The sequence below is a fragment of the Streptomyces sp. NPDC000878 genome (assembly GCF_053599695.1).
Window position 1 is genome coordinate 36,718 of sequence record NZ_JBSFMT010000055.1, and the last position, 26,228, is coordinate 62,945.

The 26,228-nt window shown below is 70.5% G+C and carries 25 protein-coding genes; 15 read left to right on the plus strand and 10 right to left on the minus strand.

Going from position 1 to position 26,228, the window contains the following annotated elements:
* Positions 1-95: 95 nt before the first annotated feature.
* The 3 genes from ACWDR4_RS35265 (at position 96) to ACWDR4_RS35275 (ending at position 2,874) form a co-directional block, all read left to right on the plus strand.
* Positions 96-905 carry a glycerophosphodiester phosphodiesterase gene (locus tag ACWDR4_RS35265; RefSeq protein ID WP_450414485.1) on the plus strand — a complete coding sequence of 270 codons (810 nt, stop codon included), beginning with the start codon at positions 96-98 and terminating at the stop codon, positions 903-905.
* A 196-nt stretch (positions 906-1,101) separates the two neighbouring features.
* Complete coding sequence (locus ACWDR4_RS35270) at positions 1,102-1,740, plus strand: ATP-binding protein (RefSeq protein WP_450414486.1); 639 nt, start codon at positions 1,102-1,104, stop codon at positions 1,738-1,740.
* 168 nt (positions 1,741-1,908) lie between these two features.
* Positions 1,909-2,874 (plus strand): DUF5926 family protein, encoded by a 966-nt coding sequence (locus ACWDR4_RS35275; RefSeq protein WP_450414488.1) that lies wholly within the window; start codon positions 1,909-1,911, stop codon positions 2,872-2,874.
* Between the two features lie 222 nt (positions 2,875-3,096).
* On the opposite strand, the gene ACWDR4_RS35280 is transcribed toward ACWDR4_RS35275, so the two are convergent.
* Complete coding sequence (locus ACWDR4_RS35280; protein ID WP_450414490.1) at positions 3,097-3,708, minus strand: hypothetical protein; 612 nt, start codon at positions 3,706-3,708, stop codon at positions 3,097-3,099.
* A gap of 56 nt (positions 3,709-3,764) precedes the next feature.
* On the minus strand, positions 3,765-4,442 hold the full coding sequence (locus ACWDR4_RS35285; RefSeq protein WP_450414492.1) for a bifunctional DNA primase/polymerase: 678 nt from the start codon (positions 4,440-4,442) through the stop codon (positions 3,765-3,767).
* A 494-nt stretch (positions 4,443-4,936) separates the two neighbouring features.
* Here ACWDR4_RS35285 and ACWDR4_RS35290 point away from each other — a divergent pair, with 494 nt between their 5' ends.
* On the plus strand, positions 4,937-6,469 hold the full coding sequence (locus ACWDR4_RS35290; protein WP_450414536.1) for a PP2C family protein-serine/threonine phosphatase: 1,533 nt from the start codon (positions 4,937-4,939) through the stop codon (positions 6,467-6,469).
* A gap of 93 nt (positions 6,470-6,562) precedes the next feature.
* A complete protein-coding gene (locus tag ACWDR4_RS35295) occupies positions 6,563-8,059 on the plus strand; it encodes an aminopeptidase P family protein (RefSeq protein WP_450414493.1) in 1,497 nt (498 codons plus the stop codon).
* 74 nt (positions 8,060-8,133) lie between these two features.
* On the opposite strand, the gene ACWDR4_RS35300 is transcribed toward ACWDR4_RS35295, so the two are convergent.
* The 3 genes from ACWDR4_RS35300 to ACWDR4_RS35310 all read right to left on the minus strand — a co-directional run bounded on the left by ACWDR4_RS35300 (position 8,134) and on the right by ACWDR4_RS35310 (position 10,485).
* On the minus strand, positions 8,134-8,952 hold the full coding sequence (locus ACWDR4_RS35300) for a triphosphoribosyl-dephospho-CoA synthase (RefSeq protein WP_450414494.1): 819 nt from the start codon (positions 8,950-8,952) through the stop codon (positions 8,134-8,136).
* 9 nt (positions 8,953-8,961) lie between these two features.
* Positions 8,962-9,900, minus strand: coding sequence for an intradiol ring-cleavage dioxygenase (locus ACWDR4_RS35305; protein WP_450414496.1), 939 nt, complete (start codon positions 9,898-9,900; stop codon positions 8,962-8,964).
* Positions 9,901-9,990: 90 nt separating this feature from the next.
* The gene (locus tag ACWDR4_RS35310) at positions 9,991-10,485 is read right to left on the minus strand and encodes an ATP-binding protein (RefSeq protein WP_450414497.1); all 495 of its coding nucleotides are present in this window, start codon (positions 10,483-10,485) and stop codon (positions 9,991-9,993) included.
* Positions 10,486-10,736: 251 nt separating this feature from the next.
* Between ACWDR4_RS35310 and ACWDR4_RS35315 the strand changes: the two genes are divergently transcribed.
* From ACWDR4_RS35315 to ACWDR4_RS35355, 9 genes are all read left to right on the plus strand, one after another.
* Entirely contained in the window at positions 10,737-11,606 is an 870-nt protein-coding gene (locus tag ACWDR4_RS35315) for a hypothetical protein (RefSeq protein ID WP_450414498.1), read from the plus strand.
* A gap of 220 nt (positions 11,607-11,826) precedes the next feature.
* Positions 11,827-12,570: a YcnI family copper-binding membrane protein gene (locus ACWDR4_RS35320; protein ID WP_450414500.1), complete on the plus strand. Its 744-nt coding sequence runs from the start codon at positions 11,827-11,829 to the stop codon at positions 12,568-12,570.
* Between the two features lie 125 nt (positions 12,571-12,695).
* On the plus strand, positions 12,696-13,349 hold the full coding sequence (locus tag ACWDR4_RS35325) for an SCO family protein (protein WP_450414501.1): 654 nt from the start codon (positions 12,696-12,698) through the stop codon (positions 13,347-13,349).
* Positions 13,346-13,816 (plus strand): copper chaperone PCu(A)C, encoded by a 471-nt coding sequence (locus ACWDR4_RS35330; protein ID WP_450414503.1) that lies wholly within the window; start codon positions 13,346-13,348, stop codon positions 13,814-13,816. The genes ACWDR4_RS35325 and ACWDR4_RS35330 overlap by 4 nt, the downstream gene beginning before the upstream one ends.
* A 19-nt stretch (positions 13,817-13,835) precedes the next feature.
* A complete protein-coding gene (locus tag ACWDR4_RS35335; RefSeq protein ID WP_450414505.1) occupies positions 13,836-15,839 on the plus strand; it encodes a copper resistance CopC/CopD family protein in 2,004 nt (667 codons plus the stop codon).
* A gap of 8 nt (positions 15,840-15,847) precedes the next feature.
* Positions 15,848-17,182 carry an iron uptake transporter deferrochelatase/peroxidase subunit gene (gene efeB / locus ACWDR4_RS35340; RefSeq protein WP_450414507.1) on the plus strand — a complete coding sequence of 445 codons (1,335 nt, stop codon included), beginning with the start codon at positions 15,848-15,850 and terminating at the stop codon, positions 17,180-17,182.
* 102 nt (positions 17,183-17,284) lie between these two features.
* The gene (pheA, locus tag ACWDR4_RS35345) at positions 17,285-18,217 is read left to right on the plus strand and encodes a prephenate dehydratase (protein WP_450414509.1); all 933 of its coding nucleotides are present in this window, start codon (positions 17,285-17,287) and stop codon (positions 18,215-18,217) included.
* Between the two features lie 537 nt (positions 18,218-18,754).
* Entirely contained in the window at positions 18,755-20,032 is a 1,278-nt protein-coding gene (gene serS / locus ACWDR4_RS35350) for a serine--tRNA ligase (protein ID WP_450414510.1), read from the plus strand.
* Positions 20,029-20,841, plus strand: a complete 813-nt coding sequence (locus ACWDR4_RS35355) for an HAD family hydrolase (protein WP_450414512.1) — start codon at positions 20,029-20,031, stop codon at positions 20,839-20,841. The genes serS and ACWDR4_RS35355 overlap by 4 nt, the downstream gene beginning before the upstream one ends.
* 359 nt (positions 20,842-21,200) lie before the next feature.
* Here the strand turns inward: ACWDR4_RS35355 and ACWDR4_RS35360 are convergent, their stop codons facing one another.
* The 5 genes from ACWDR4_RS35360 to ACWDR4_RS35380 form a co-directional block, all read right to left on the minus strand.
* Positions 21,201-21,476: an SGM_3592 family protein gene (locus tag ACWDR4_RS35360; RefSeq protein ID WP_450414514.1), complete on the minus strand. Its 276-nt coding sequence runs from the start codon at positions 21,474-21,476 to the stop codon at positions 21,201-21,203.
* A 91-nt stretch (positions 21,477-21,567) separates the two neighbouring features.
* A complete protein-coding gene (locus tag ACWDR4_RS35365; protein ID WP_450414516.1) occupies positions 21,568-22,287 on the minus strand; it encodes an ABC transporter permease subunit in 720 nt (239 codons plus the stop codon).
* Between the two features lie 10 nt (positions 22,288-22,297).
* Positions 22,298-23,209 carry an ABC transporter ATP-binding protein gene (locus ACWDR4_RS35370; RefSeq protein WP_450414518.1) on the minus strand — a complete coding sequence of 304 codons (912 nt, stop codon included), beginning with the start codon at positions 23,207-23,209 and terminating at the stop codon, positions 22,298-22,300.
* Positions 23,206-24,111, minus strand: a complete 906-nt coding sequence (locus tag ACWDR4_RS35375; RefSeq protein ID WP_389349189.1) for an ABC transporter permease — start codon at positions 24,109-24,111, stop codon at positions 23,206-23,208. Before ACWDR4_RS35375 ends, ACWDR4_RS35370 begins: the two co-directional genes overlap by 4 nt.
* The gene (locus ACWDR4_RS35380) at positions 24,101-25,159 is read right to left on the minus strand and encodes an ABC transporter ATP-binding protein (protein WP_450414520.1); all 1,059 of its coding nucleotides are present in this window, start codon (positions 25,157-25,159) and stop codon (positions 24,101-24,103) included. The genes ACWDR4_RS35375 and ACWDR4_RS35380 overlap by 11 nt, the downstream gene beginning before the upstream one ends.
* Positions 25,160-25,370: 211 nt before the next feature.
* Between ACWDR4_RS35380 and ACWDR4_RS35385 the strand changes: the two genes are divergently transcribed.
* Positions 25,371-26,213 carry a M24 family metallopeptidase gene (locus ACWDR4_RS35385; protein WP_450414522.1) on the plus strand — a complete coding sequence of 281 codons (843 nt, stop codon included), beginning with the start codon at positions 25,371-25,373 and terminating at the stop codon, positions 26,211-26,213.
* Positions 26,214-26,228: the final 15 nt, after the last annotated feature.

A 26,228-nucleotide genomic window follows, 5' to 3' on the forward strand; every position in this document is an offset into this window, starting at 1 on the left:
TTATATCTGACAAGTCACACAAACATGGGCATCTGTTACGCGCACTGGGCGACCATGACGTCACAGCCGCCCTCCTACGGTGACACCATGACGCGGTGACCCACGCACGACAGCACCCGATCCAGGTCGTCGCCCACCGCGGAGCCTCCGAAGAGGCGCCCGAGCACACACTGGCCGCCTACAAGAAGGCGATCGAGGCCGGCGCCGACGCCCTGGAGTGCGATGTACGGCTGACCGCCGACGGCCATCTCGTCTGTGTCCACGACCGTCGCGTCAACCGTACGTCCAATGGACGCGGCGCGGTCTCCGCCCTGGAGCTGGCCGACCTCGCCGCCCTGGACTTCGGTTCCTGGAAGAACCGCGACGAGGCGCCCGACTGGGAGCACCGCCCGGAGGACCGCGAGGACACCTCCGTACTCACCCTGGAGCGGCTGCTCTCACTCGTCGCCGACGCCGGGCGGCGGGTGGAGCTGGCCATCGAGACCAAGCACCCCACGCGCTGGGCGGGCCAGGTCGAGGAGCGGCTGCTGTTCCTGCTCAAACGGTTCGGTCTGGACAGCCCTGAGTCCCCGGCCGATTCACAGGTACGGGTCATGAGTTTCTCGGCGCGCTCGCTGCACCGCGTCCGGGCCGCCTCGCCGACGCTGCCGACGGTCTATCTGAACCAGTTCCTCTCGCCCCGGCTGCGCGACGGACGGCTGCCGGTCGGCGTCCGGATCGCGGGCCCCTCGATCCGGATCGTTCGAAGTCACCCGGCGCATGTGGAACGGCTGAAACGCGCCGGTCACCAGGTGCACGTCTGGACCGTGAACGAGCCCGAGGACGTCGGCCTCTGCGTCGACCTCGGCATCGACGCCATCATCACCAACCGCCCGGGCGCGGTCCTGCGGCAACTGGGCCGCTGACCAGCCACGCTCCCGGAACCGTGAGACCCGTCGGCCGCGAGCCGGCTCTTACCCGACTCCGACCCCGTTTCCTGCCAGAGGTCTTGACCTGTGGGCCCGACTGAGGAAACCTCCAACCTCGGCCATACCGTCGAAATCCGGCCACTCGGTTACAGGGAGTGCACCGGCGCGTTCGATCCGTATTCGATCATTACGAGTGCGTCATCGAAGGCGGAAGGGGCGGTTTCCGGTACAGGCCAAAGGGGCATTCACACCGTGGCGTGGGGCAAAGGAGGTCTCGGGGGTGGCGTTGGTGGTGGCACAGGAGGTGCCCACGTCGTCGAGCATGGCCGTTCCCCATGGCCCTGCGGGCGTGGGGAAAGCAAGACACCGGATGCGTGATCAGTTGCGTACGGGCGGTGTGGCGGAATCGGTCATCGACGACGCTGTGTTGATCCTGTCCGAACTCTTGAGCAATGCGTGCAAACACGGTCGGCCACTGGGCGAGGCCCTGGCCGGGGACGGCGACGTCCGGGCCGCGTGGCGCGTGGATTCCGGCGGCAGGCTCGTCGTCGAGGTGACGGACGGCGGCGGCCCGACCCGCCCGGTTCCGGCGACCCCGTCGGTCACGGCGCACGGCGGTCGCGGGCTGAACATCATCACGGCGCTGGCCAACGACTGGGGTGTCCGGGACGACACCCGGGGCGAGGTCACGGTGTGGGTCGTCGTCAACGACGACGTCCACGACCCGGACGCGGGCCATCGGCGTACCGACTTCGCCACCCGCGTCACGGCCCGCTCGATGTCCGCGATACCCGACCTGGACTTCGCGGACGCGTTCGACGACATGGACTGATGAACTGGCTGACAGAGTCTGGCGGATCCCCTTGCACAACCTGGCGGATCCGCTGACAGAACCTGGCAGATCCGGTGACGGCCGTTGTCCACAGGGTCCCGTCGGCCGTCGTACGAGCGGCTAGGCTCGCGCCAGTACGAGACGAGCCGTAACCGGGAGACACCCACGATGGCCAAGAAGCGACCCCAGACGAAGGCCTCGCGGCCCCAGCTGTCCGACCAGGAGATCCCGGTTGTCGGCGCCCGCGAGCCCTGCCCCTGCAACAGCGGCCGGCGCTACAAGGCCTGTCACGGCCGGGCCGCCGCGCACGCGGTGACCGAACTGGTGCACCGGCCCTTCGAGGGCCTGCCCGGCGAGGGCGACTGGGTGGCCCTGCGCGAGCTGGTCCCCGCCGCCACGGTGGAGCTGACCCTCACGTCCGGCCTGCCCGAGGGCGTTCCCTCGGTCACGCTCGCCACGGTCCTGCCGATGGCGTGGCCCGCCCTGCGCCGCGACGACGGCTCGGTCCTGCTCGGCCTGCAGAACGACACGTCGTCCGGCGACATCAGCCGCGACCTCGCCGACACCCTCCAGCGCGCGCTCACCGCCGCGCCCGGTACGCCCGTCCAGGGCCGCCGCGCCCCGGCGGACGGTCCGCGACTGCAGGATCTGCTCGACCCCGAAGGCGCGTTCGAGCCAGTTGTGCACACGGGCTTCGAGTTCTGGGTGCCGGACGCGCAGAACGCGACGGCGGACGTCACCGCCTCCCTGGAGCGGGCCAACGACGCCGCGATCCCGACCGTGAAGCTGACGGGCGTCGACGCCGCGTACTGGTGCGAGACCCCCGACAAGAACCACCTGCGCTGGGTGATGCCGCACGGCGAGGAGCAGCTGCTCGACGCCCTCGCGCGGCTGCACGCGGCCGGGCAGTCCAGCCTGGGCGAGGGCACCCGCCTCGTGGGCTCCTTCCGCGCGCACGGCCTCACCGTCCCGGTCTGGGACCTGCCGACCGGCGTCACCGCGGACGACATCGAGAAGCCGGCCGCCGAGTTCGCCGACCGCCTCGCCACCGCGCTGGCCTCGGACGCCCCGCTCACCCCGGAAGAGCGCCGCGCGCGCGGCGGCCTGACCAACCGACAGGTGACGCTCAGCTGACGCACAGTCGGATCCACAGACTCCGGCCCGGGTGACTCCTGTCACAACTCCCGGTGAGAACAGCGGAATCGGTGTCCGAATAGCCGAGATCGAATTTGCGAACAGCCGATCTCTTGTTAGCGTTGCAGTAGCCCGGTTGCTGGTGCATCCCCCGTCGCCAGCAACCGGGTCTTTCTGTGCCCGGAGTTGCGCACCGCGTTCTGTACGGAACCGCGCCGGACGTCAACTCCCGTCGGGCGCCCCGGAGTTGCTCCCCGATCGCAGCAGCAGCGGAGCCTGTCCGGCCTTCGCCGCATCGTCCGCCGTATCCTCCGCAGCCGCGAACTCCGCGACCGCCGTGTACGCCTCCGGCTCGCCCGTCGTGCGCTCCCTGGGCGTCTCGCACACTCCCGGCTCGTCCTCCGCGCCGACCGCGCACCGCAGTTGCACGGTGCGGGCGCCGGGCCCCATGAGGCTCAGTACGGACGTCAGTTCATGGCCGGTCGCGTTGCGGTAGTAGGTGCGCGCCCAGGTCTCCTCCCCCTGGGACAGGACACAGGTCTGCGCCTCGATGCCGTCGGGCGTGGTGAGTTCGGGACCGCAGCGGGCGGCGGTGGCGAGCCCGAGGCCGAGCAGCAGCGGGGAGTCGGCGGGATCGGCGGCGTCCTGCGCCTTGCCGTCCCCGGGGTCGTCCTGAGGGCCCTTCTCGACGGCCCCCTCGGGACCGGCCTCGGGCATCAGGGAGAGAAGGGCGTCGCGGTCCGCGTCGCCCACGGGCCCCGCGGAGGCCACGGCCAGCGGAAGCGCGACCGTGAGCGCCACGACGCCCGAGAGCGCGAGCAGACGGAGGTTCATGAAGCTGAAGATAACGACAGGGACCGGGCGCCCGGTTGCCCGCGCGCCCGACACCCCTACAACTCGGGCGCGCTCACACCCGTACGAGTGAGAGCCTCGACCACGGCGTCCACCACGGCCTCGACATCGGGTACCCAGGGCGAGGCCGAGCCGGGCAGCGGTGCGCGCTCCCAGCGGACCTGGCCCAGGCCGGTCTCGGACGGGGGCAGCGCGATGTAGCCGCCCTCGCTGTGGAAACGGAGGGAGCCGGGCACGAAGTCCTTCGCGTACAGCAGTTCGCCCAGCTGTTCCATCGTGTACGGCTTCACGAGCAGCGACCAGCGGGTGGGCGCCGCGACGACCGGGCCCAGGCGCATGCCCATGCGGTCCAGGGCGTGGAGGGCGCGGGCCGCGGCCGGGGCCGGCAGGCTGACCGCGCACGGGGCGACGCCGCCGGTGGCGAGGATGATGGGCGCCGTCGGGCGGTTCGTCCACCACCAGCGCACCATGCGCTCGTCGGTGGTGGCCGCGAGCAGGCCGGGGTCGAACGGGTGAGCGCCGGGGACCGTGCACTCCGGATCGGGGCAGCCGCAGCGGGCGCGCCCCTGTGGGTCCGGTGCCACGCCCGGGAGTACGGGCCACTGCCATTCGGCCGCGAACGTCAGAGCCGCGCCGAGCACTTCAGGCTTCCCGCCGCCGTTACGCCGGGACAGGAGCCTGCGTCGCCTTCCGAGCCTTCCGAGGATCTCGCGCATGAGCGCTCGTTCCTTTCCGTTGCACGCCTGGCAACACCGTGGGCCACATCACACCATGTGTCGATCACTTGACTGTGCGTACCTTTTGGCGCATCACGCCCCTGTGAGAGGCAAGGGGCAGCCCCCTTGTGCGCCGAGCGCCGAGCGTTGGCTACGTCCGCGTCCATACTGCGTTCATCAAAAGCATGGGCATGGCGCGGGGTGGCGGAGTCTGGCGTTTTGCCGTCCCGCGTATTTCTCTCCGCCTCCGCCAAGGGAGGATGGGGCACGGCCGTCGGTGGTTAAGACGCCCGGGTCCGTCGCCAGGTTCCGGGCGGTTCCACAACCACCCCTGGCCTTCTCCGAGTACGTACCCACCAAGACCGCTGTGACGCTCCGTCGAACCAGGCCAGTCGACCGCAATAACCCGCTACCCGAGTCAGTTTTAAGCCAACTTTGCTTTTTCGCAAGGGGACCCCGGGAAACCCATGGACACCAGGAATCCCGGCAGGACAATGCTGGACATCCCCTCACGAGTGCGTGTACATGTGGAGACACTGCTAGCGGCGCAGAATCACATGGGGGTTTGCGATGCTATTGAGCAATACGCGCCGGTCGGAAGGCCGGACGCCATGAACGCCCCTCACCTCCCGAAAGTGGCTGGAATCGATTCAACGGTTCCCTCACCCGCACACACTGTCGCGCCCGCGCCCGTAGTCCCGGACACCCCTGCGGACACACCCGCGCTGACCTGCCCGAACGGCCCCGGAATCCTCCTTCAGGACCGCCTCGCCGGGTGGGTGTCGGACCTCACAACGCTGCATGAACTCACCGAACGGCTGGCGCGCACGGCAGCGCTCGCCGACGCGCTCCAGGAACTGCTGCGCGCCGGAGCCGCCCTCGTGGGCGCCCGGCGCGGCCTCGTCGTCCTGGAACCCGGTGACGGACTCGGCCCCGACACCACCATCGGCCTGGGACTTGCCCGCGCCGACCTCGGGCACATCGAGACGATCCCGCGCGGCGCGATGCCGTACGGACAGCTGCTCGACACGGCCGCCGGGCTGCCCGGCGGCGAGAGCGAAATCACACACCCCGACCTCCTCGCCGAGGACGGTCTTGACCCCCGCCACCGCGAGGTCGCCGCCCGCCTCGGCTACGCGGCGAGCTACGCGCTCCCCCTGTCCACCGAGTCCGCGGGCCGCCTCGGCGCCGCCGTCTGGCTGTACAACGAACCCGCGGAGCCGGTCGAACGCCAGCGCCATCTCGTCGGCCTGTACGCGCGGTACGCGACCGAGCACCTGGCGCGACTGGTCGAGGTGGAGCGCACGCGCGCGTGCGTGACGACGATCTCCGAGGAGCTGCTGCCCGCCCGGCTGCCCCGGGTGGCCGGCGTCCAGCTCGCCGCCCGGCACCGCACCGGCCCGCGCGGCGGCGGCGACTGGTACGACGCGCTGCCGCTCCCGGACGCGGCCCTCGGCCTGGCCGTGGGCGCGGTGACCGGCTCGGGGCCCAGCGCGATCGCCGCGATGGGCCGGCTGCGGGCCTCCCTGCGCGCGTACGCCGTGATGGAGGGCGAGGACCCGGTGGCCGTCCTCTCCGACCTGGAGCTGCTGCTGCGGCTCACCGAGCCCGCCCGCTGCGCCACCGCCCTGTTCGCGTACTGCGAGCCCGCGCTGCGCAAGGTCACGCTGGCCGGTGCCGGGCACTGTCCGCCGCTGGTGATCGGCGAGCGGCGCACGGAGTTCGTGGAGACCACCGTGTCGGCGCCGCTCGGGATGCTCGCCTGCTGGGAGGCACCCAGCGTGGAGTTCCTGACGGAGCCCGGAGAGACGGTTCTGCTCTACACCGACGGGCTGCTGCACCGTACCGGCGAGCCCGTGGACCGGGCCTTCTCGCGACTGCACGCGGCGGCGGCGAGCGTGCCCAAGGGGCTGCGGGACGATCCGGGCGCGGTCGCCGACCACGTCCTGCGGAGCATGCTGCCGGACGAGATGGACGCGTCGGACGGTCAGGAGGACGTCGTACTGCTGGCGGCGCGGTTCGAGTGAGCGGCCGGGCCCGCGTCCGGTCACCTTTCGCGCCTCTGGGCCCTGTCCCGTACGACCGTACGATGGACGGGGTCCAGTGCCGTATCTAGGAGGATGACCGTGGCCGACGAACTCGTTCCGGCTGTATCCGATGGTGCTGCTGCCGCAGCGGGCCCGGAAACTGAGTCTGAGGAGCCCATCAAGCAGCGGAAGAACGGCCTGTACCCGGGCGTCTCCGACGAGCTGGCCGAGAGCATGAAGTCCGGCTGGGCGGACACCGAGCTGACGGGCCTCGCGCCCATCGCGCAGGCCGCGGAGACCTCCGCCCGCCGCGCCGCGCTCTCGGCGCGTTTCCCGGGCGAGCGTCTGGTGATCCCCGCGGGCAATTTGAAGACGCGTTCGAACGACACGGAGTACCCCTTCCGGGCCTCGGTCGAGTACGCGTACCTCACCGGCAACCAGACCGAGGACGGTGTCCTCGTCCTGGAGCCGGTCGCCGCCGGCGGTCACAAGGCGACGATCTATCTGCTGCCGCGCTCCGACCGCGAGAACGGCGAGTTCTGGCTCTCGGGACAGGGCGAGCTGTGGGTCGGCCGCAGGCACTCACTCACCGAGGCCGAACAGGTGTACGGCATTCCGGCCTCGGACGTGCGCGAGCTGGCGGACGCCTTGCGTGAGGCGACCGGTCCGGTGCGGGTCGCACGTGGGTTCGACGCGGGTGTCGAGGCCGCGCTGACCGACAAGGTCACCGCCGAGCGCGACGAGGAGCTGCGGGTCTTCCTGTCCGAGGCGCGGCTGGTCAAGGACGAGTTCGAGATCGGTGAGCTGCAGAAGGCCGTCGACTCGACGGTGCGTGGGTTCGAGGACGTGGTTCGCGTCCTGGACAAGGCCGAGGCCACCAGCGAGCGGTACATCGAGGGCACCTTCTTCCTGCGCGCGCGGGTCGAGGGCAACGACGTCGGCTACGGCTCCATCTGCGCGGCCGGGCCGCACGCCTGCACGCTGCACTGGGTGCGCAACGACGGGGCCGTGCGCTCCGGTGAACTGCTGCTGCTGGACGCGGGCGTCGAGACGCACACGTACTACACGGCCGACATCACGCGGACGCTGCCGATCAACGGCACGTACACCGAGATCCAGAAGAAGATCTACGACGCGGTGTACGACGCGCAGGAGGCCGGGATCGCGGCGGTGCAGCCGGGGGGCAAGTACCGGGACTTCCACGATGCGGCGCAGCGGGTGCTGGCCGCGCGGATCGTGGAGTGGGGGCTTGTCGAGGGGCCTGTGGAGCGGGTGCTGGAGTTGGGGTTGCAGCGTCGGTGGACGCTGCACGGGACTGGGCACATGCTCGGGATGGACGTTCACGACTGTGCGGCGGCGCGGGTTGAGTCGTATGTGGATGGGACGTTGGAGCCGGGGATGGTGTTGACCGTTGAGCCTGGGTTGTATTTCCAGGCTGATGATCTGACTGTGCCTGTGGAGTATCGGGGTATTGGGGTGCGGATCGAGGACGACATCCTGGTGACGGAGTCCGGGAATCGGAATCTGTCGGATGGGCTGCCTCGGCGTTCTGATGAGGTTGAGGCTTGGATGGCTCGGCTTAAGGGTTGAGTTTTGGGTGCGGGTGCGTGGGGGCTGGTCGTGCCCGCGCGGCGGTAGCCGCAAATAGATACAGCCCCGCGCCCCTAGGGGATAGCCGGTAGGGAGTCCAGGAACAGGGCGCCTGCGAACAGGCCCGCGCTGCCTCTTGGGCTCCAGGCTCGGGTGTGGAGGTCGGTGTCGAAGGTGGTCAGGGCCTTGGTGCCCGCCTCCGTCGATGTGCCGCCTGCTTCCAGGATTTCTCGGGCGCCTGCCTGGACGTGGCGTAGGCCGTGGGGGCCCGCTGTGTACAGCAGTTCGGTGTCCTGGAGCGTCGACATGACGGTCAGGAGGGCGTCCAGGCGGGCCTCCGCCTCCGTCGCGCCGTTCGAGCGGGAGGTGGCGAGGGCGTCCAACGCCCGCTTTACGTGCGGGAATCCGGCCCTCGCCTCGCCCCGGGCGCCGGCCGCACCGTACTTCGCCGACACCGAGGAGCCCCGGGAGGGTCTGCGCGGGGCGCGCTTGTCGGGGTGGGAGGCGATGCGCTTGGCGGCTGCGGCGACGTCGAGTGCCTTGGCCCTGGGGTTCAGGGCGGCTGCCGCGACCAGCAGGCCGAGCGCCCACAGGGCGCCCCGGTGACCGCCGCCGGCGAGTTCCACCGAGTGCTCGGTGGACCGGCCGATCGCGCCCAGCTCCGTACGGAGCGCGGGGGTCGGTTCGCCGGTGCGGCGGGCCGCCGCGGCCATCGCCGCGAGGCCGGGCGCGAGCGCCTTGGCCGACCAGCGCAGGGCAAGTTGGTCCTTGCGCGTCACACGGGCGTCGAGATCACGCGGGTCGGGCAGGCCCGGCTTGGGAGCCAGGGCCAGCTGCCCGGTCAGCGCGTCCACGGCGGCCAGCGCCAGCGCCTCGTCCTCACGGCTGCTCATGGCCGTACCTTACGAGGAGGCCGTGGCGGACGGTGAGGCACTTTCGGTCGGAGCGTCCGTCGGGGGCTCGCCGCTCGGGGGCGTACCGCCGCCACCGCCGCCGCCCGCGCCGGTGTTCTCGGCGTCCGGGTCGATGCCCAGGCTGATGAAGCCCTTGTAGCCCTTGGAGACGTCCTTCTTGTGGACCGGCTTCAGGGTGAGCAGACCGCTGGAGGTGCCGCCGCCGTCGTACACCATGTCGTTGTCGAGGGTGGTGTAGCTGCCGCTGTGCTGGGAGTAGGGCTCCAGGGCGAAGATCGCCTCGGCCGCGTCGTCCGGGAAGAAGAACTGGCCGGTGTAGTTGACCTTGCCGCCCTCGTAGGTGCCGTCCTCCTTCGCGCCGCCGGTGTGCACCTTGACGTGGATGTGGCAGGTGCGCGGGGTGTACCAGCCGGGGAAGATCGTCTCGAACTTGACGACCCCGTTGGCGTTGGCGACCTGGTAGCCGCGCAGGTAGGTGTTGTCGTTGGCGGTGGAGCCGTCCTCGCTCTCGGCGGGGGCCGAGCCGCCGGGGTTGGCGGTGGTGTAGCCGGAGTAGTAACCCCAGGCGTCGCAGTGCCAGATCTCCACGGCCGCGCCGGCCACCGGGGCGCAGGACTCGGTGGTGTCCTGGACGGTGATGCGCAGGGTCAGCGGGACGCCGGATTTGCCTTCGGTGATGTCTTTTCTGACCAGGGCGTTGTCGAGGTAGTACGGCCCCTCCGTCACGCTGGACATGAGGACGCAGGTGCCGGTGCTCTCGCTCGCCGTGGCGGACGCGGTGGCATCCGCCGTCGCCGTGGTCGTCGCCTCGTCCGCGAAGGCCGTCTGGTAGCCCGCGACCGCGAGTCCGCCGGCGGCGACCGTGCCTCCGGTCACCGCGAGAGCGCGGCGCCGGGTGATCGTTGTGTCCTTGTGGTTTCCCGTCATGATCAGGAAATTAGGGACGTCGTCCGTCAGGGACGTGTGTGCGGGCTGAGAGTCGCCTGTGAAGCGTGAGAAAGCTGAAGTGACCGGGTGTCACACCGCCATCAGCGGTGCGTCCTTGCGCCACTTGAGGATCTTGTCGAAGCTGACCACCGCACCGCCCCGGCCCGGCTTGTTGCCGATGGTGACGTGGTCGGCGAGTTCCTCGATCAGCGACAGGCCCCGGCCGTGCTCCGCGTCGTACGGGACGGCGGCGACGGGTACCGGGCGGCGCGGGGCCTCCGGGACAGCGTGGGCCCCTCGGTCCCCCGAGTCCGCCGGGAAGCCGGGTCCCGAGTCGGCGACCTCGATGCGGCACTTCTCGCCGTCGAGGTACGCGGTGACGCGATAGGCCCCGCGGGAGTCGCCGTGCACGCTGTCCCCGGCGTGCTCGACGGCGTTCGCACAGGCCTCGCTCAGCGCGAGGGAGAGGTCGTAGGAGATGTCCGGGTCGACGCCCGCCGTCTCCATGGTGCCCAGCAGCAGGCGTCTGGCGAGCGGAACGCTCGCAGCCTCGCGCCGCAGATGGAGTGACCACCAGATGCTCATGCTCCAGCCTCCAGGCCGCGGCTCGACATACCTGTACGTATTGCCGCGAGTGCCGGTGTGTAAGCACGCAGTTGACGTGATGCCGCCCATACGGGGGATGCACTGCGGGCTGCAATCGGTGTATGTGGGGCGTTGATTAGCAGAAGTCGTCTTCCGCTTGTACCCGGTTGTACGGGGCTCTACCCGGCCGTACGCCACCTTGTGGACCTGCCGTATGGGCACCGTGGGGCCAGTGCGATGATGAGCCCGCCATGACTGCCCGCCGACGGCGCACAGCGCCCTCCGGAAGCGCACTCCGGATGCTGAGGGCCGCGGTGTTCGCCGCGGTCTGTGTCGTGCTGGCCGGTGCCGGGCACACCTTCGCCTCCTGCGCCTCCGTTCCGCTGTGGACCCTGGGCGCCGGTTTCCTCGGGGTCCTGGCGTGCGCGGCACCGCTCGCCGGACGGACCCGCTCGCTGCCGGGCATCGTCGCCCTGCTGGCCGTCGGGCAGACCGTCCTGCACACCCTGTTCGGGCTCGGGCAGCACACCGCCACGTCGGCGGCTGCTTCGGCCTCGACGGCCGCCGCGACGGACACCGCCCTGGTCGCCCGGGCCGCCCGCCTGCTGTGCGGTGCGCCGCTCGCCGCGATCAGCCCGGCCCAGGCCCAGCGGATCCTCGCCGACGCGCGGATCAGCACGGGCGGTGCGGGCACTGGCAGTACGGGGGTGGGCAGTACCGGGATGGGTGCCGGTACGGACATGGCGTCCATGGGCCACTCGGCGGGCGGCCTCGCCTCCGCCGGGTCCCTCACCTCCGTACTCCCGTCGCTGCCCATGCTGCTCGGCCATCTGCTCGCGGCCGTCGCCACCGGCTGGGTACTGCGGCGCGGGGACCTGGCGCTGCTGCGGCTGATGCGGCTGTCGGCGCACGGGGTGGCCGAGGGGGCGCTCGTACGTTCCCTGCGCGGGGCGCTCGCGCTGGCACGCGCACTCCGTACGGGCCTTCCGGGTACGCCCGGTACGGCACCGCGGGTCCCGCGCGCGTGCACCCTCGTACCTCTGAGGCCGCCCGCGACCGCGCTCCAGCACACGGTGATCCGGCGCGGTCCGCCGGCCGACGCTCTCGTGCTCGCCGCCTGACACGACGCGACCGCTCCCCGTCGGGTCCCAGGGTCTTCGGATCCGAGGGTCCGGGGGTTCGAGGAGGCCGCCGTCGTGCGGCACATGCGCGTGTGCACCGTTCCGCTCCGCACGCGCGTCCCTCTTGCTCTCCGAACCCTCTCCGAGCCCTGTCTGAGCCTTCCGAACTCTCGGATCTCTCCGGGCCCTCGGACCTCACCGAAGTGGAGCGCCTTCCGTCATGAAGGTTTCCCGTATCGCCGCCGCCGGTGCCCTCGCCGGCGCCACCGTCCTCGTCCTGTCCGGCCCCGCCTTCGCGCACGTCAGCGTGTCCGCCGAGGGCACCGCCGCCAAGGGCGGCTACGCGACCGTCAACTTCAAGGTGCCGAACGAGCGCGACGACGCCTCGACCACCAAGCTCGAGGTCAGCTTCCCGACCGACCACCCGCTCGCCTCGGTGATGCCGGAGCCGATCCCCGGCTGGACCGCCAAGGTCACCACGTCCAAGCTGAGCACCCCCGTCGAGCTGCACGGCGAGAAGATCTCCGAGGCCGTCTCCAAGGTCACCTGGACCGCCACCGGCAAGGGCGTCGAGCCCGGCTTCTTCCAGAAGTTCCCGCTCTCCATCGGCCAGCTGCCCGAGGACACCGACGAACTCGTCTTCAAGGCGCTCCAGACGTACTCCAACAAGGAGGTCGTCCGCTGGATCGAGGTCCAGGAGGACGGCGCCGAGGAGCCCGACAACCCCGCTCCGGTGCTGGCCCTGTCGGCCGCCACCGAGGACCACCACGGCGGCTCCTCGTCCACGGAGGAGACCGAGGCGGCGGCCTCCGCGGAGCCCGCCGCGAAGACCACGACCACCGCCGCCGAGCCCGCCGACAGCAGCGACACCACCGCGCGCGTGATGGCCGCCGTGGGCATCGTCGTCGGTGTCGCGGGCGTGGCGTTCGGCGTGCTGGCCGGCCGTCGCCGCACCACCGTCTGACACCCGCTCACCCTCCGGTGCGCGCCGGGGGCGTGCGGTTGTCCTGTACGCCCCCACCCGCTCCACCCGCCTCACCCACCGGCGCACCGAACCTCCCACGAACAACACCTTCGGGAACTCTCCTTATGCGCAAGAAGCTGTTCGCCGCCTCCGCCCTGCTGGTCGCGGCCACCCTGACCCTCTCCGCCTGCGGCAGCGGCGACGACTCCGACCAGTCCGTCGCCGACGTCTCCGTCGAGTCCGGCTCGGACAAGGCGGCCACGGTCCTCGACCAGCCGTTCGAGAAGCCCGACCTCGTCCTCACGGACACCCAGGGCAAGCCGTACGACTTCCGCGCGGAGACCAAGGGCCGGCCCACGCTCATCTACTTCGGCTACACCAACTGCCCCGACGTCTGCCCGCTGACGATGAGCAACATCGCCGTCGCCAAGAAGCAGCTGTCCAAGGCCGACCAGGACAAGCTCCGTATCGTCTTCGTCACCACCGACCCGAAGCGGGACACCCCGGCCGCGCTCGGCAAGTGGCTCAAGGGCATCGACCCCCAGGTGGTCGGCCTGACCGGCGACTTCGCCACCATCCAGGCCGGCGCCCGCACCCTCGGCATCTCCATCGAGCCGACGTCGAAGGACAAGAACGGCAAGACGATCTCGATGCACGGCACCCAGGTCATCGCGTTCTCCCCGAAGACCGACGGCGGCTATGTCCTGTACGGCGAGGACGCCACCGTCGACGACTACACCAAGGACCTCCCGAAGATCATCAAGGGGCAGAACCCGTGAGGCGCCTCCCCCTGGTGACGGCCGCGGTGCTCGCGGGGGCGCTCGCCCTCACCGCGTGCGGGAGTTCGGACTCCGGGTCCGACGACGACGGCGGCAGTGGCCTGTCCGTCGGCTCCGCCTACATGCCCCAGCCCGTCTCGGACACCATGGCCGCCGGATTCCTCGTCATCACCAACAAGGGCGCCGCCGGTGACGTACTCACCCGCGTCACCAGCGAGGTCGCGGGCGAGGTCACCGTGCACAAGACCGTCGGGCAGACCATGGCGGAGGCCAAGAGCCTCGACATCCCGGCCCACGGCGAACTAGTCCTCCAGAGCGGCGGCGACCATCTGATGTTCGAGCAGCTCAAGCGCAAGCCGCTGGAGGGCCAGAAGGTCTCCGTCCAGCTGTACTTTGCCAAAACCTCGCCGATCACCGTCGAGATGCCGGTGAAGTCCGCGACGTACAACCCGAAGACCGGACACTGAGACCGAGGGAGGGATCACCGTGACACAGACCATCGCCCCCCGCGTACGGCCCCTGGTGCTGCTGTTCCTCGTGGTCGCCGGCGCGCTGCTCGCCGGGCTGGCCGGCGCCGCGCCGGCCTCCGCGCACGCCGCGCTGACCGGCAGCTCACCGTCGCAGGGAATCGTGGTCGACAAGGCGCCGGACCAGGTGACGCTGACCTTCTCCGAGAAGGTCGCGCTGTCCGACGGCTCGATCCGCGTGCTCGACCCCAAGGGCAAGCGCGTCGACACCGGCAAGGCGGCCGAGATCAGCGGCACGACCTACGGCGTCCCGCTCCACTCCGGGCTGCCCGACGGCACGTTCACCGTCGCCTACCAGGTCGTCTCGGCGGACAGCCACCCCGTCGCAGGCGCCTACACCTTCTCCATCGGCGCCCCCTCCGTCACCTCCGTCAAGGTCTCCGACGAGTCGGCGGGCGGCGGAGTCGTCGGCGCTCTCTACGGCTTCGGCCGGTACGTCTCGTACGCGGGCTTCATCGTCATGGTCGGCGGCGCCGCCTTCGTCCTCGCCTGCTGGCAGCGCGGCGCCGGCGTGCGCGCCCTTCAGCGGCTCGTCGCCGCCGGGTGGCTCGCGATGACCGCGGCCACGCTCGCGCTGCTGCTGATGCGCGGCTCGTACACGGGCTCCGGCAAGGTCGGCGACATCTTCGACCTCGGCCTCCTCGGCGACGTCCTCCAGACCAAGACGGGCGCCGCCCTCGTCTCCCGCCTGCTGCTGCTCGCGGCCGGCGCGCTCTTCATCGCGGTCCTCTTCGGGGCGTACGCCCGACCGGAGGAGGAGCATTCGGAAGAGAAGCATTCAGAGGAGTACGAGGACGACACCTCGGACGACGAGGACGCGGCGTACGACGCCACCGCGAAGCGCGACCTCACCTTCGGGCTCGCCATCGGCGGCGGTGTCGTGGCGATCGGCCTCGCCGCCACCTGGGCGCTCGCCGAACACGCTTCGACCGGGCTCCAGGCGGGCATCGCGATGCCGGTCGACGTGGTCCACCTGGTGGCCGTCGCCCTCTGGCTCGGCGGGCTCTCCGCACTCCTGGTCGCCCTGTTCCGGGCACCCGCGGACGCCCCGATCGAGGGCTCGGCCGTGCGGCGCTTCTCCCGCCTCGCCTTCGGCAGCGTGCTGGCGCTGGTCGCGACCGGCATCTACCAGTCGTGGCGCCAGGTCGGCTCCTGGTCGGCGCTCACCGGCACCTCGTACGGGCAGCTGCTGCTCGTCAAGGTCGGCCTGGTGATCGTCCTCGTCGGCCTCGCCTACATCTCGCGCCGCTGGACCACCCAGCTGCCGGAGACCGCCGACGTCGTGGCGGCGGAACGTACGGAGGACGAGCCGGCCAACGCCGAGAAGGAGCCGGTCGCCGCCGGAGCCGTCAAGGGCGGGGACGCCAAGCGCGCCGCCCAGCTCGCCCGGCAGCAGGCGGCCGTCGACACCGCGCGCGTGAAGCGGCTGCGCGACGCCGACCCCCTGCGCACGGGGCTGCGCCGCTCGGTGCTGGCCGAGGCGGGCATCGCCGTCGTCCTGCTCGCCGTCACCACCGTGCTGACGTCCACCGAACCGGGCCGTACGGAGGAGGAGGCCAAGTCCGCCGCCGCGGCAGCGTCCTCGTCGTCGTCCTCTTCGTCGGACTCCTCGGTCGGGACCGGCGCGCTGACCCTCGACATGGCCTTCGACACCGGCGGCCAGGACGGCAAGGGCCTCGTCCGGCTCGACATCAACCCCGCCCGCGTCGGCGGCAACGTCATGCACGTGTACGTGGAGCGGCCCAACGGCCGGGCGTTCGACGTGCCCGAGGTGAAGGTCGCCTTCACCCTCACCGCCCAGGACATCGGGCCGCTGCCCGTGAACCCGGACCGCGTCGCCACCGGCCACTGGGCGGCGAACGAGGTCCAGATCCCCATGGCCGGCACCTGGAAGATCGCCGTGACGGTGCGGACCTCCGACATCGACCAAGTGACCGTCACCAAGAACGCGCAGATCGGCTGAACCGCACCATGTCTGACCAGTCCACCAAGGAAAACGACAAGGAAAGCGTCCCCGGAAGTGCCGGGGGCGCCGGGGGCGTCGAGGAGAACGGCGAGCCGGGCATCTCGCGCCGGCGGCTGCTCGGTACCGCCGGTGCCACCGGGCTCGTGCTCGGAGCGGCGGGCGGGGCCACCGGCTACGCGGTCGGCTCCTCCGCCGACTCCGGATCCGATTCCTCCGGCTCCTCCGGCCAGTCCCTCCCGCTCACTTCGGTGGGCACGGACATGGCAAAGTTTCACGTGAAACATCAGCCGGGCATCACCGAGAGCCTCCAGGCGCGCGGCCACCTCGTCGCCTTCGACCTGACGGCGGGCGCGGGCCGCACCGAGGCCGCCGCACTGCTGCGCCGCTGGTCGGACACCGCGCAGCGGCTCATGGCGGGCGAGGCCGCCGCGCACGACGACACGGATGTCGCCCGCGACGCCGGCCCGTCGTCCCTGACGGTCACCTTCGGCTTCGGGTACGGCTTCTTCGCCCGCACCGGCCTGGAGAAGCAGCGCCCGGTCGCGCTGGACCCGCTGCCAGAGTTCTCCTCCGACCACCTCGACAAGGCCCGCAGCAACGGCGATCTGTGGGTGCAGATCGGCGCCAACGACGCCCTGGTCGCCTTCCACGCCCTGCGCGCGATCCAGAAGGACGCGGGCAGCGCGGCCCGCGTCCGCTGGCAGATGAACGGCTTCAACCGGTCGCCGGGCGCCACCGCGCAGCCCATGACCGCCCGCAACCTGATGGGCCAGCTCGACGGCACCCGCAACCCCAAGCCGTCCGAAGCCGACTTCGACAAACGCATCTTCGTGCCCGCCACCGGCGAACCGTCCTGGATGGCCAACGGCTCCTATGCCGTCGTACGCCGGATCCGCATGCTGCTCGACGACTGGGAGCAGCTGTCGGTCAAGGAGCAGGAGGACGTCGTCGGGCGGAAGAAGTCGAACGGAGCGCCGCTCAGCGGCGGTACCGAGACGACCGCGATGGACCTGGAGAAGGTCGACGCCCAGGGCAATCTCGTCGTCCCCATCAACGCCCACGCCCGGATCACCCGCCCCGACGAGAACGGGGGCGCGGCCATGCTGCGGCGTCCGTTCTCCTTCCACGACGGGATCGGCGCGGACGGTACGCCCGACGCGGGGCTCCTCTTCGTCTGCTGGCAGGCCGACCCGCTGCGCGGCTTCGTCACCGTCCAGCGCAAGCTCGACCGGGGCGACGCGCTCTCCAAGTTCATCCGCCACGAGTCGAGCGCGCTGTTCGCGGTGCCGGGCGGGGCGGGCGAGGGGGAGTACGTGGGGCAGCGGCTGCTGGAGGGGTGACGCCCGGGTCCGCAGCGGGCTTGATGGGCCCTGTCACCCCTTGGGTGCTGTGAGGGCGGGAAGCGTGCGCGGGGGCTCCACAAGGCCCATTAGGGTGAGGTCATGCCAGCCAGCTACGCGTATCTCGGCCCCGAGGGCACCTTCACCGAGGTTGCCCTGCGCACGCTTCCGGAGACGGCCACCCGAGCGCTGATCCCGATGGTGTCCGTGCCGGCCACGCTCGACGCGGTGCGCAGCGGTGAGGTCGAGGCCGCGTTCGTGCCGATCGAGAACTCGGTCGAGGGCGGTATCACCACCACGCTCGACGAACTGGTCGCGGGCTCCCCGCTGATGATCTACCGCGAGGTGCTGCTGTCGATCACCTTCGCGCTGCTGGTCAGGCCGGGCACCAAGCTGTCGGAGATCAAGACCGTCACCGCCCATCCGGCCGCACAGTCGCAGATCCGCAACTGGATGAAGATCAACCTCCCGGACGTCGTCTGGGAGTCGTCCGCCTCCAACGCGGACGGCGCCCGGCTGGTGCAGGAGGGCCGGTTCGACGCCGCCTTCGCGGGTGAGTTCGCCGCCGCCCGCTACGGGCTGGAGGCCCTGGAGACCGGCATCCACGACGCGGAGAACGCACAGACCCGGTTCGTCCTGGTCGGCAGGCCCGCCCGGCCCGCCGCGCCGACCGGCGCGGACAAGACGTCCGTCGTCATCTGGCAGCGCGACGACCACCCCGGCGGACTGCGCGATCTGCTGGCCGAGTTCGCGGTGCGGGGCGTCAACCTGATGCTGCTCCAGTCCCGGCCGACCGGGCAGGGCATCGGCAACTACTGCTTCGCGATTGACGCCGAGGGCCACATTTCCGACCGGAAGGTCGCCGAGGCCCTGATGGGACTCAGGCGGACGTGTCTCAAGGTGCGGTACCTGGGTTCGTACCCGCGTGCGGACATCGGCGTCGAGGACGTCCGCGCTCCGCTGCCGGGGACGTCCGACGAGGATTTCGTGACGGCCTCCGACTGGGTGGCCCGCTGCCAGGACGGCCGCTTCTAACCGGCCCTGCCGGTGCTGGGGCCAGTCCTACCAGCCGATTTCCGTTATCCACAGAAGTTATCCACAGGCCAGCTTCTCGACCTGGGGACAAGTCGACAACGGAGTGCCACTCTGTCGACAAATCGGCCTACGGACCGTCGACTCGTCCACAGCCCGGCATGCCACCCTTCGTCCACTCGTTTCCCTGGCGTAACTCCCCGGGGTTACTCATTTCCACCCGAAAGTGGGCGTGAGGGTGGTTTGCTTCGGGAATTGGCCATCTGGCGGACACCTTCGGAAACGATCACTTCCGTCATCCACAGATCTTTCGCACAGCCTGTGGATAACTTTTCGAGGGTGTGGATTACCGCGCCCCACCACACCCCAAGTCCCGTTCTCCGCAAGGGATTCGAGTCAACCGGCGGGACCTTCCCAAACCCTTCCGGGGTCAGTTCCCATTCTCCTTGACGTGATCGACATTTCGGTCAAATGGCAATACAAGGGGTGTATGGAAATACCGAGTCGTGAGCGCCAACCCCGCACCGGTAGCCTTGGAGGGTGATTGACCTTCGCCTGCTTCGTGAGGACCCCGACCGTGTGCGCGCTTCGCAGCGCGCCCGTGGAGAGGACGTCGCGCTCGTCGACGCTCTCCTGTCCGCCGACGAGCGGCGCAGGGCGTCCGGCGTCCGCTTCGACGAGCTGCGTTCCGAGCAGAAGGCGCTCGGCAAGCTGATCCCCAGGGCCTCCGGCGACGAGAAGGCCGAGCTGCTGGCGAAGGCCGGACAGCTCGCCGCCGGCGTCAAGGCGGCCGACGCCGAGCAGCACGAGGCCGACGAGGAGACCAAGCAGCTTCTCGTCCAGCTCGGCAACCTGGTCCACCCGGACGTCCCGGTCGGCGGCGAGGAGGACTTCGTCGTCCTGGAGACGCACGGCACGATCCGCGACTTCGGCGCCGAGGGCTTCGAGCCCAAGGACCACCTGGAACTGGGCGAGGCGCTGGGCGCCATCGACGTCGAGCGCGGCGCCAAGGTGTCCGGCTCGCGCTTCTACTACCTGACCGGCGTCGGCGCGCTCCTGGAGCTGGCCCTGGTCAACGCGGCGATCGCGCAGGCCACCGAGGCCGGCTTCATCCCGATGCTGACCCCGGCGCTGGTCCGCCCGCGCGCGATGGAGGGCACCGGCTTCCTCGGCCAGGCCGCGGAGAACGTGTACCACCTGGAGAAGGACGACTACTACCTGGTCGGCACCTCCGAGGTCCCGCTCGCCGCGTACCACATGGACGAGATCCTCGACGCCGACAAGCTCCCGCTGCGCTACGCCGGCTTCTCGCCGTGCTTCCGCCGCGAGGCCGGCACCTACGGCAAGGACACCCGAGGCATCTTCCGCGTGCACCAGTTCGACAAGGTCGAGATGTTCTCGTACGTCGACCCGGCGGACGCGGAGAACGAGCACCGGCGCCTCCTGGACTGGGAGAAGCAGTGGCTGACCGGCCTCGAACTGCCCTTCCAGGTCATCGACGTGGCCTCGGGCGACCTCGGCGCGTCCGCCTCACGCAAGTTCGACTGCGAGGCCTGGATCCCGACCCAGGGCAAGTACCGCGAGCTGACCTCGGCCTCCAACTGCGACGGCTTCCAGGCCCGGCGCCTGTCCGTGCGCATGCGTGACGGCAAGAAGGTCCAGCCGCTCGCGACGCTCAACGGCACGCTGTGCGCCGTACCGCGCACGATCGTGGCGATCCTGGAGAACCACCAGCTGGCCGACGGCTCGGTGCGTGTGCCCGAGGTGCTGCGCCCGTACCTGGGTGGTCGGGAGCTGCTGGAGCCGATCGCCAAGTGACCGCCGCCGCCGGGTCGTTCCCCTACCCGCTCGTCGCGACCGACCTCGACGGAACGCTCCTGCGCTCCGACGAGTCGGTCTCGGCGCGCACCCGTGAGGCACTCGCCGCGGCCACCGCGCGGGGGGCCGCGCACATCGTCGTCACCGGCCGCGGGGTGCGCTGGACGCGGCACATCCTCGACGGACTCGGGTACGAGGGACTCGCGGTCTGCGGCCAGGGCGCACAGGTGTACGACGCCGGGGCGCATCGGCTGCTGACGTCGATCACCCTGGACCGGCAGCTGGCCTCGCTCGCGCTGGCGAAGATCGAGGCGGAGACCGGGCCGCTGTTCCTGGCGGCAAGCCGGGCGGGCCTCGACGGTGAGGTGCTGGTCGGGGCGGGCTACTCGGGCGTGGGCGCGCTGCCCTTCGTTCCGCTCAAGGACCCGTCGGACCTGTGGGCCGAGCCGCTGGGCAAGATCTACATCCAGCATCCGACCCTGTCCACCGACCAGCTGACCGAGGTCGCCACCCGGACCGCGGGCGGTTTCGTCACGGTCACCATGGCGGGCGAGGGGATAGTCGAACTCCTCCCCCTGGGCCTGTCCAAGGCGAAGGGGCTGTCCCTGGCGGCCCGTCGCCTCGGCCTGAAGTCCGCGGACACGATCGCCTTCGGTGACATGCCCAACGACATCCCGATGTTCGCCTGGGCGGCACACGGGGTGGCGATGGCCAACGCCCACGCCGGACTGCGCGCGGTGGCCGACGAGGTGACGTCGTCGAACGACGAGGACGGCATCGCGGTGGTGCTGGAGCGGTTGCTGGCGTAGTCCCCCTGTGGGGGCTGCGAGTTGGGGGCCTGGGAGGGCTTGTGTGCGGGGGGGGCCTGGGAGGGCGGCCCGCGCGAGTGACTCGCGCGCTCGAAGTGGCCGCCCCGGGCAGCGCCCCCAGCTGAGCGGCCCCCCGGAGGTAGTGACTGCTCCGGAGCCCGCCGCGGGCTGCCCTGAAGGAAGCCGCGCGGACAGCCGTGCATCGGCGTCGCGAGGCTCCGCTCCCAGTACCCGTCTCCAGACACCGGATCTACGACTTGGACAGATCCGACGTACTGGACACAACTACTGTGCCTTCACGCCGGGTCGGGCGCCACCGAATAAAACTGGTGAGCGAGTTCCGGGGCGAGCAGGCCTTGTTACTTCCGGCGCCACCTGCGGCGACGTGACTTGCTGAAGAACCAGCCGGCCGGGGGTTCGTCCGACCGCCAGGGCTGCGGCTCGGGTGCTTCCTTCCGCCACCGCGCCGCCAGCATCCGGGCGCGGGCGGACGGTTCGGCGGTGTCCGCGGAGCGTATGAAGTCGTCGTCCAGGACCAACGCGTCCCAGTCGTCCCCGGACCCTGCCGGTCCGTCGCCGGGCCCCTGTCCCCGCTCCTGGCCCTGGTTCCCGCCCCGTACTGCCTTCCCTGCCATCCCCGTCCTCCTCGCCCTGCGGCCCCGTTTGTCCAGTGTGCCCGGACACGCGTGAAGTCCCTGTCAAGACCGACGCGCGCCCGGGGCCGTCCTATTCGTCGCCGGTCGGCGTCAGGGTGCGCAGCTTCTGGCCGGCGTACCAGGTGGCGAGGGCGGTGACCACGATCAGCAGGACCGTTGCCGTGGTCAGGCTGACGTCCGAGGTGACCAGGTCGCCGTCCGTGACCTTGTGGCCGACGGCAAGGGCCCACTGCTGGACGCTCAGCGTGCGCGCCCCGGGCACCAGGGAGCCGAACAGGGCCTCCCAGACCAGGGCGTAGACGAGGCCGAAGACCACCGCGTGCCGGGAGACCGTGCCGAGCAGCAGGAAGAGCGCCGCGTAGGCGATGGAGGCGACGAGCGCCGCGACCGTGTAGGCGACGGCGACCTGCTGGCCGTTGCCGTTGAGGATCAGGCCGGCGATGAAGGTGGGCACCGCCGAGAACGCCATGGTGACGCCGATGGCGACGATCAGCTTGGTGTAGATGATCGTGGGCCGCTTCAGCGGCTTGGAGAGCAGATAGACGACGGAGCCGTCGTCGATCTCCGGGCCGATCGCGCCGGTGCCCGCGATGACGCCGATGATCGGCACCATCGTGGCGAGCGCGAGTCCGCCCAGGACGTCCGCCGCCGTCTGGTCGTCGGCGCCGACGAGACCGCGTACGGCGACGGCGATGATGATCAGCAGCAGGGGCAGCGCGCCGAGGATGAGGGCCCGGCGGCGGCCGAGCAGGGCCCGGTAGGTGAGCCGGGCGACTGTGGGGTCGTACATTTTCGGCCTCCTACGCGGCGACGAGATACGAGAACACGGATTCGAGGGACTCGTCGGACGGCGAGACCGTGAGCAGCCGGATGCCGTGGTCCCGGGCGACGCGGGGCAGCAGGGCGGTGAAGCGGCCGAAGTCGACAGCCTGGATGCGCAGGGCGCCCTCCGCGAGGTCCACCTCGATGCCGGAGGTCGACGGGTCGGCGATCAGCGCGGCGGCGAGGGCCCGGTCGTCGCTGGAGCGTACGAGGTAGCGGTGCGGACGGTCGGTCATCAGACGGCGGATACGGCGGAAGTCGCCGCTGGCCGCGTGCCGTCCGGCGACGACGACCTCGATGTGGGAGGCCAGTTGCTCGACCTCTTCGAGGATGTGCGAGGAGAACAGGACCGTGCGGCCCTCGGCGCCCATGCGGCGCAGCAGGTCCATGAGCTGCATGCGCTGGCGCGGGTCCATGCCGTTGAAGGGCTCGTCGAGCAGGAGGAGCGACGGGTCGTGGACGAGTGCGCTGGCCATCTTCACGCGCTGGCGCATGCCCTTGGAGTACGTCGAGATCTTGCGGTCCTGCGCGTACTCCATCTCGACCGTGGCGAGGGCCCGGCCGGCCGCCTTGGCGCCCAGTCCGTGCAGTTCGGCGTTGGCGACGACGAACTCGCGGCCTGTGAGGAAGTCGTACATCGCCTCGCGCTCGGGGACGATGCCGATGTGCTTGTAGATCTGCTCGTTGCGCCACACGGGCTGTCCGTCGAGGGTGACGGTGCCGGTGGAGGGGGCGAGGAAGCCGCCCATCATGTTGATGAGGGTGGACTTTCCGGCGCCGTTGGGGCCGAGGAGGCCGGTGACGCCGGGGCCGATCGTCATGGTGATGTCGTTGACCGCCACCACGTTGCCGAACCAGCGCGAGACGTGGTCGATGTTGAGCGTGGTCACAGTCCGACCTTTCGGTAGCGGCGCATCAGAAGGCCGTAGCAGCCGGCGATCAGGCCCAGGACGGCGAGGAGGAAGATCACACCTTCGCCGGTGCTGGGGCCTACCCCTCCGGGGTAGGCGGACGTCGCGCCCAGGAAGGCCGTCTGCACCCCGTCGACGAGCGTGATGGGCGAGAAGAGGCCGATCCAGGGGACGGCACCGCTGCTGCCCTGTGCGTCGGCGATGGCCTGGAGCGTGGACACCGCCCCGTAGGAGATGGTCAGTACGGCGATGACGGCCGCGATGCCGAAGCCGCGGCGCGGGGTGACCGCCGAGATGACGAGGCCGATACCGGCGAAGAGCAGCGAGAGCAGTGCCACGGAGACGAGCCCCTGGAGGAATCCCTTGGTCTGGTCGGTGAAGTCGAGCTTGGCCAGCAGGGCGCCCACGTAGAGCACGACCAGCGGCACCGCGGTGATGAGGAACAGGGCCGAGGCCAGCGCCGCGAACTTCGCGCGGACGTAGTCGGCGGTCTCGATCGGGCGCGAGAAGTACAGCGGTACGGTCTTGAAGCGCAGGTCGCGGGAGACGGCCTGGGGTGCCTGCGAGGCGACGTACAGGCCGATGACCGCCTGCATGACGATCGCGTAGTTCGTGTACTCGACGGGCAGTTCCTTGGCCGTGGTGGCGACCGTGACCGCCACCATGATGGCCGCCGGGGCGCACATCACGGCGAAGAGCACCATGGGCAGCACCTTGGACTTGACCGAGCGGCCGAGGCCGTAGGCGCCGCGCAGGGACTGCGAGTAGAGGGAGCGGCGGGCGTAGGCGCGGCCCAGGCGCTGGCCGTCGTACGAGCGGTAGCCGATGTTGTGGATGCGGGACTGGGCGCCCGCCTGTGCCGGGGTCTGCTCAACCGCCATGGCCGACCGCCTCCTTTCCTGCACTCACGCTCTGCTGTTCGTCGACCTGCTGGGCGTCGCTGTCGGTGAAGACCTCGGAGATGTGGTGCCTGCGCTGTTCCATGCGCACCAGGCCGAGTCCGAGGTCGGCGACGGTGTCCCGGACGAGGTCGTAGGTGTCCTCACCCTGGGCGGTGAGCAGCAGGATGTGTCCGGCGCCGGGCAGGCCGCTGCCGTCGTGGGTGTCCACCCCGCGCGCGTGGAGCGCGTCGCGCACCGCGCGGGTGCCGTCCGGGTGGTCGTCGGTGTCGGTCACCTCGATGGCGAGGACGGCCGTGTTCTGGGTGAAGTCCGTGGTGGAGCTGGAGCGCAGAAGCTTGCCGCCGTCAACGACCACCACGTGGTCACAGGTCCGCTCCAGCTCGCCGAGGAGGTGGGAGGTGACCAGGACCGAGATGCCGAAGTCGGTGTGGATCCGGCGGATCAGACCGAGCATCTCGTCGCGGCCGACCGGGTCGAGGCCGTTGGTCGGCTCGTCCAGGAAGACCAGCTGCGGGTCGTGGACCAGGGCTTGGGCGAGCTTCACGCGCTGCTTCATGCCGGTCGAGTAGCCGCCGATGGGGCGGTAGCGCTCCTCGTACAGGCCGACATGGCGCAGGGTGTCCGCGGTGCGCTCCCGTGCGGCGGCCGGCGGGAGCCCGGACATGCGCGCCATGTGCACGACGAACTCGGTGGCCGAGACGTCGGGCGGCAGGCAGTCGTGCTCGGGCATGTAGCCGACGCGCTCACGGATGGCGCCGCCTTCGGTGGCGACGTCGAGGCCGAGCACGGTGGCCCGGCCCTCCGTGGCGGGAGACAGACCCAGCAGGATCTTGATCAGGGTGGACTTGCCGGCGCCATTGGCGCCGACGAGTCCGGTCACACCGGGTCCGATGTCCATGGAGAGCCGGTCGAGCGCGGTCACCCGGGGGAACCGCTTGCTCAGGCTTTCGGTCGCGATCACAGTCACGTCGTCGACGGTAGTGGCGCACACCACACCGGTCGTCAACCCGGAGAGCTGTCTCGGCATCCACCTCCAGTCGTACGGGCCCGTAAGGGTCCCCCTGAGGTCGAACAACCGGCCCCTGGGTTTCCACATCGCCGGGGCGGTCATCGGAAGATCGGACCCGGTTGTCCACAGACAGGCGTTCGACTGTTGACGCCGGCTCTAACAAGTGCCAGATTCGCAAGGTCAAGTTACGGGTGCGTAGCGCGGTCGATGGGGACGGTGACGGCGGGCGATGGCGACGGCGGAGGCGGGTGAACTCGCCGCGGAACTGGCCGGGTTCAGGCGGGTGCAGCGGCTGGCGTACGAGTGCGCGGAGGCCGTCGCGGCACGGCTTGAACCGGGGATCACCGAGCGCGAGGCGGCCCGGATGCAGCGGGAGTGGCTGCGTGAGCGGGGAGTGCGGGACTGGTTCCATCTGCCCTTCGCCTGGTTCGGGGACCGCACGGCGTTCGTGAACTTCCGCGTCCCGCTCCAGTTCTTCCCGACCGGCCGCCGGCTGGAGCCCGGGATGCCGTTCATCCTGGACCTGGCCCCGGTGCACCAGGGTTTCGCGGCGGACATCGGCTACTCGAGCTCGCTCGGGATCAGCCCGGTGCAGGACCGGCTGATGGCCGATCTGGAGGCACACCGCGAGCTGATCCTGCGCGAGGTGCGCGAGCGGCGCCCGCTGCGCGAGATCTACGAGGACGTGGACCGCCTCATGGTCCGCCAGGGCTACGCCAACCGGCATCGCGCGTATCCCTTCGGGGTGATCGCGCACAAGGTCGACCGGGTGAAGGAACGGCCCTGGTCACCCAGGCTGTTCGGGTTCGGAACGCAGTCCCTCAAGGGGCTCGCCGGCGACGCGCTGCGGGGCCACCGCGAGGGCTGGTCGCCCCTGTGGTCGCCGTACCGCTTCTCGGACCATCCGCCGCAGCCGGGCCTGTGGGCGGTCGAGCCGCATCTCGGATTCCGGGGTACGGGCGCGAAGTTCGAGGAGATCCTGGTCGTCACGGACTCCGGCGACCCGGAGGAGAGCGCGTTCTGGCTGGACGACGATCTGCCGCATGGGCGGCGCTGGGCGGAGGCGAAGTGACGGTCGTGACCCTTG

What these genes read in the sequence shown, in the direction of transcription:
- ACWDR4_RS35280 (WP_450414490.1), bottom strand. Translation starts at nt 3,708, where the DNA reads ATGAACCTCCGTCTGCTCGCGCTCTCGGGCGTCGTGGCGCTCACGGTC.
- ACWDR4_RS35310 (WP_450414497.1), bottom strand. Translation starts at nt 10,485, where the DNA reads ATGAGCATCTGGTGGTCACTCCATCTGCGGCGCGAGGCTGCGAGCGTT.
- ACWDR4_RS35290 (WP_450414536.1), top strand. Translation starts at nt 4,937, where the DNA reads ATGCTGGACATCCCCTCACGAGTGCGTGTACATGTGGAGACACTGCTA.
- efeB (WP_450414507.1), top strand. Translation starts at nt 15,848, where the DNA reads ATGTCTGACCAGTCCACCAAGGAAAACGACAAGGAAAGCGTCCCCGGA.
- ACWDR4_RS35325 (WP_450414501.1), top strand. Translation starts at nt 12,696, where the DNA reads ATGCGCAAGAAGCTGTTCGCCGCCTCCGCCCTGCTGGTCGCGGCCACC.
- ACWDR4_RS35285 (WP_450414492.1), bottom strand. Translation starts at nt 4,442, where the DNA reads ATGCGCGAGATCCTCGGAAGGCTCGGAAGGCGACGCAGGCTCCTGTCC.
- ACWDR4_RS35320 (WP_450414500.1), top strand. Translation starts at nt 11,827, where the DNA reads ATGAAGGTTTCCCGTATCGCCGCCGCCGGTGCCCTCGCCGGCGCCACC.
- ACWDR4_RS35360 (WP_450414514.1), bottom strand. Translation starts at nt 21,476, where the DNA reads ATGGCAGGGAAGGCAGTACGGGGCGGGAACCAGGGCCAGGAGCGGGGA.
- ACWDR4_RS35305 (WP_450414496.1), bottom strand. Translation starts at nt 9,900, where the DNA reads ATGACGGGAAACCACAAGGACACAACGATCACCCGGCGCCGCGCTCTC.
- ACWDR4_RS35295 (WP_450414493.1), top strand. Translation starts at nt 6,563, where the DNA reads ATGACCGTGGCCGACGAACTCGTTCCGGCTGTATCCGATGGTGCTGCT.
- ACWDR4_RS35380 (WP_450414520.1), bottom strand. Translation starts at nt 25,159, where the DNA reads ATGCCGAGACAGCTCTCCGGGTTGACGACCGGTGTGGTGTGCGCCACT.
- ACWDR4_RS35385 (WP_450414522.1), top strand. Translation starts at nt 25,371, where the DNA reads ATGGCGACGGCGGAGGCGGGTGAACTCGCCGCGGAACTGGCCGGGTTC.
- ACWDR4_RS35365 (WP_450414516.1), bottom strand. Translation starts at nt 22,287, where the DNA reads ATGTACGACCCCACAGTCGCCCGGCTCACCTACCGGGCCCTGCTCGGC.
- ACWDR4_RS35315 (WP_450414498.1), top strand. Translation starts at nt 10,737, where the DNA reads ATGACTGCCCGCCGACGGCGCACAGCGCCCTCCGGAAGCGCACTCCGG.
- ACWDR4_RS35300 (WP_450414494.1), bottom strand. Translation starts at nt 8,952, where the DNA reads ATGAGCAGCCGTGAGGACGAGGCGCTGGCGCTGGCCGCCGTGGACGCG.
- pheA (WP_450414509.1), top strand. Translation starts at nt 17,285, where the DNA reads ATGCCAGCCAGCTACGCGTATCTCGGCCCCGAGGGCACCTTCACCGAG.
- ACWDR4_RS35275 (WP_450414488.1), top strand. Translation starts at nt 1,909, where the DNA reads ATGGCCAAGAAGCGACCCCAGACGAAGGCCTCGCGGCCCCAGCTGTCC.
- ACWDR4_RS35375 (WP_389349189.1), bottom strand. Translation starts at nt 24,111, where the DNA reads ATGGCGGTTGAGCAGACCCCGGCACAGGCGGGCGCCCAGTCCCGCATC.